4 protein-coding genes are annotated in these 4,365 nt (G+C 33.0%); 2 read left to right on the top strand and 2 right to left on the bottom strand.

Annotated elements, in window-relative coordinates; all coding sequences use genetic code 11:
- Positions 1–171: 171 nt before the first annotated feature.
- Positions 172–327, bottom strand: coding sequence for an aspartyl-phosphate phosphatase Spo0E family protein (locus COC46_RS20780; protein WP_098117210.1), 156 nt, complete (start codon positions 325–327; stop codon positions 172–174).
- Positions 328–791: 464 nt separating this feature from the next.
- Here COC46_RS20780 and COC46_RS20775 point away from each other — a divergent pair, with 464 nt between their 5' ends.
- Positions 792–1,166: a DUF1516 family protein gene (locus tag COC46_RS20775; protein ID WP_098811797.1), complete on the top strand. Its 375-nt coding sequence runs from the start codon at positions 792–794 to the stop codon at positions 1,164–1,166.
- 42 nt (positions 1,167–1,208) lie between these two features.
- Here COC46_RS20775 and COC46_RS20770 read toward each other — a convergent pair whose 3' ends face one another.
- Positions 1,209–1,772 carry a DUF2777 family protein gene (locus COC46_RS20770; RefSeq protein WP_098811796.1) on the bottom strand — a complete coding sequence of 188 codons (564 nt, stop codon included), beginning with the start codon at positions 1,770–1,772 and terminating at the stop codon, positions 1,209–1,211.
- Positions 1,773–2,209: 437 nt separating this feature from the next.
- Here COC46_RS20770 and asnB point away from each other — a divergent pair, with 437 nt between their 5' ends.
- Positions 2,210–4,057, top strand: a complete 1,848-nt coding sequence (asnB, locus tag COC46_RS20765) for an asparagine synthase (glutamine-hydrolyzing) (RefSeq protein ID WP_098811795.1) — start codon at positions 2,210–2,212, stop codon at positions 4,055–4,057.
- Positions 4,058–4,365 lie beyond the last annotated feature (308 nt).

The raw sequence follows: 4,365 nt of genomic DNA, 5'->3' as shown, positions 1-4,365 counted from the left end.
TCCTTGAGCAAGCCTTTAGGGGTCTCAAGTTTCCCGCATTTCCCATAGGAGTCTTCGCACCTTCCATTTCAATTAGTCTCGAGTTTAACTAAAATCAACAATTAATATTAACAGAGCCAAAAATAAAAAAAATACTAGCCGCAATTAGAGTAATCTAATCGCAACTAGTTATTAAGCTCTCTTTTTTGAAGAGGAGAAGGTCGATATCATATTCATGAGCCTGTCCAACTCTTGGCTACATAAAACTGTTTTCTTGTTTGTAAAGCCATATCGTCCCGCATAATATACCATTCGGGCCCGTTTTTTCTCTATAACATGAAGCAGCAATTTAGTCACCAACTTTGTTCAAGAATAGGGAATTATGTCTAGGTCTCACGATGTATGTAATGCTATTATACAAAATCATTTTCATATGAAAAGGCATTCGCTAAAAGAAGTGCAAAACTTACAAAATACTACAATATTCCCCGTCATTCAATCTTTGAATAGTGGAAATTGAAAGGTTTTTGTAGGATAAACTATACAGTCTGTCGAAACGTAAGGGCCTATAGAAAATATTGAAATTATTTTCGACAGTAGATTACAATCCTAGATTAATATAATTTATGATTTGAAAAAATGAATATTAAGTCATGCAGCTTATTTCGGTTATTGGGTATAAAATCACAGTTCATTTTTTGAACAATTTGTGAATTTTTTTAAATCTTTTTTTATTCTATTTCATCTACATTTTTCCTTATTCATACTCTTATGTTATGATTGTTTAGAATATACATTTGGGAGGAAATGAAATGATTCACTTACATATCACATCGTGGGTAATCGCTATAATTTTAGCTTTATTTGTTGGGCACGGATACAAGAATGGTTGGAATGTTAAAGTTGCTCACATGATTTTACGTCTATTATACTTCGTTATTTTAGGAACTGGACTATATTTATTTATTGATATTCCTGGTAAAGAAAATATGCCGTCTGATATGATGATGCTTTATAACGTAAAAATGACACTAGGCATCCTTATGTTAGGTGTGTTTGAATACTTCACAGTGTCTTCTAAGAAACAGCGTAAAATGGTAATACCTGCAACGATTTTTACAGTCTTTATTTTAGCTTTATTATATGTAGGATTTAAATTACCACAAGGTTTTAACTTCTTTGCATAATAAAAAAACTGTCACAATTACGTGTGGCAGTTTTTTTAATGTTTATGAAAGTTGAGTTAGTAGGTAGCGATTACCCGTTGCTTTCGTCAGTTCAAATCGATGGTTTTGTTCATCAGTTGAAATTCTAAATTGGTGATATACTGAACAAACTAAATCTCCATTATCAAATACGATGAAATTCACTCCTTCTGAAGGTGAATCTTCAGGCTGGAAAGAAAGGAAGTTATGACAGTACAAACAATCGTATAGGGAAAAATTATGTGTATTTAGTAAGTAAGCTAAAGTATAAAATGATTCATCACTTAAATTTTTTAAGAGCGAATCGAAGCTATATAAAAGTTTTCGTTGGATACGAAGGATATCGCCATTTTGTAATTTTTTCTTTTTGGAATGCTGAATAAGAATATTTCCACTTTTTAAAGTAGCAGGAATCCATTCTTCATTTATAGAAATTTCAAAATCTTCATCAATGAGATCATCAAGTAAAAACGCCTCATCAGTTTCATCATCGAAAAAGACCCATTCATCATTTATTTCTTCAATTGCTCCTATAGTAAAAGCGCGAGGTTGCTTTTGAAATAATTGTGATCGGTGCTTAAATTGCATTAAGTAACCTCCAGTTACAAGCGTTCTGCTGTTCATTAGTTTATTTACATAAGTTCAATAGAAAGTAGTGATTCGGACATTTTATCGAAACATAAAATAAAGTATCTAATAGAATCTTTTTTTCAATCGAACCTTTTTTCAAATCTCGAATATTGTTTTAAATGGATTAAAATAATTACTCTATTTTCCGACCGTTAGTAGGATTTATAGACATAATAGCTGCGTTTATTTTGATTTTAATAAAGCTGCTACTTTTTTCATTTATTGACATAACTTAACTATTTTATAACTATGCAAAAATTAAAAAAACGTATGGACAAATAATGATAAGTTATCAACTTTTTTTATAGATTAACGCACCTATTTTTAAAAACATTAATACGATATAGAATTAACTTTAGTTTTATAGGGAAATAGCCCAGAAAGGAGAAAAAGACATGTGCGGTATAACTGGGTGGGCAGATTTTCAAAAGGATTTATCAAAGGTAAATTCTATTACACAAAAGATGGCTGAAACATTATCGAAAAGAGGTCCAGATGATACGAATATTTGGGCAACGAATCAATGTAGTTTTGGCCACAAAAGATTAGTTGTAGTTGATCCAGAAGGTGGAAAACAACCGATGCGCAAGGCGAAGGGGAATTTCACTTATACACTTTGCTACAACGGTGAATTGTATAATACAGAGGATATTAGAAAAGAGCTTTTAAAAAGAGGTTACACGTTTCAAGGACATTCGGATACTGAAGTTCTTCTTACAAGCTATATTGAATGGAAGGAAGCTTGTGTAGACAAATTTAATGGAATATTTGCATTTGCAATTTGGGATGAAGAAAAGGAAAGTTTATTTATTGCAAGAGATCGCCTAGGTGTTAAACCTTTATTTTATAAAGAAGACTATAAAAGATTATTGTTCGCCTCAGAAATAAAGTCGATATTAGCAAATCCCGAAGTGAAGGCTGAATTAACTGAAGAAGGGCTCTCAGAAGTTTTTGGTCTTGGACCATCTCGTACTCCGGGCCATGGGGTATTTGACGGAATTAAAGAGCTTCGTGGTGGTCATGCTATGACATTCTCAAGGAATGGACTTAAAATTTGGAAATACTGGGATGTTAAAAGCGATATACACACAGATTCAGTTGATGAAACAATTGAAAAAGTTCGCTTTTTCGTAGAAGATGCAATCGTAAGGCAATTAGTTTCTGATGTACCTTTATGTACCTTTTTATCAGGTGGAGTGGATTCCAGTACAATTACTGCGATCGCAGCGAACCATTACGCTAAAGAAGGAAAAGGCCAATTAACAACATATTCAATTGATTATGAGGAAAATGATAAATACTTCAAATCAAGTGTATTCCAACCAAATTCGGATGCACCGTGGATTGAATTAATGTCTTCAACCTTTAATACGAATCACCAAAGATGTGTCATTTCAAACGAAGAACTAGTGCAATATTTAGATGAAGCTACAGAGTGTCGTGATCTTCCAGGTATGGCGGATGTCGATTCTTCATTATTATGGTTTTGTCAAAAGATTAAACATAATTTTGTAGTAGGATTATCAGGAGAATGTGCAGATGAGATTTTTGGTGGATATCCTTGGTTTCACCGAGAAGATGATTTGAATAGACCAGCTTTTCCTTGGATGAGATCAACAGAGCTTCGTCAAAAACTATTAAAAGACGAATGGAGTAAAAAACTAAATTTAGCAGCCTATGTTCAAGAACGATACAACGAGACTGTAAAAGAAACACCAATCCTTGAAGGAGAAAGTCCATTAGAAGCTAAAAGAAGACAACTGTTTTATTTGAATCGTCAATGGTTTATGTCTCAATTATTAGATCGCAAAGATCGAATGAGTATGGGAGCGAGCCTCGAAGTACGGGTTCCTTTTGCAGACCACCGATTAGTTGAGTATGTATGGAATATCCCTTGGGAGCTTAAAATGTATGGAAATCGTGAAAAAGGCATCTTAAGAAAGTCGCTAGAAGGACTGTTGCCAGATGATATTTTATACCGCAAAAAAAGCCCATATCCTAAGACGCATAATCCGGTTTATACAAAATTAGTTGTTCAAAAATTAAAAGAAGCTTTGAAAGACAAAAGCTCAGCACTTTACGAGTTTCTTGATAAAGAGCAATTAAATAGTTTAGTTGAAAGTGAAGGAACAGCATTTCAAGTTCCGTGGTACGGACAATTAATGTCTGGGCCACAGTTATTAGCTCACTTATATCAAATACACGTTTGGTTTAAAAAGTTTAATATAAATGTGAAAGCTTAAAAATTGTGGGGTGATCTTTTTCACCTCTTTTTTTTGTTTGGATTTATTAATGGTTTGAGAGATAGGGGGGAGTACTGCAAATGAAAAGAAGAGAAGATTAATAATAGAGTGACACAATTAAAAACGTGGAATCGCAAATAAAAAAAGAGGAACGCAATTAAAATCGCGGAATCGAAAATAAAAAAAGAGAACCGCAATTAAAATTGTGGAATCGCAAATAAAATATGGAAATCGCAATTAAAACCGTGGAATCGCAAATAAAAAAAGAGAACCGCAATTAAAATCGCTGAATCGCAAATAAAAAAGAG

The organism is Bacillus sp. AFS041924, from assembly GCF_002577195.1.
Lineage (GTDB): Bacteria > Bacillota > Bacilli > Bacillales > Bacillaceae_G > Gottfriedia.
The sequence above is the reverse complement of the archived record's forward strand: the minus strand, read 5'-3'. Positions and strand labels throughout refer to the sequence as shown.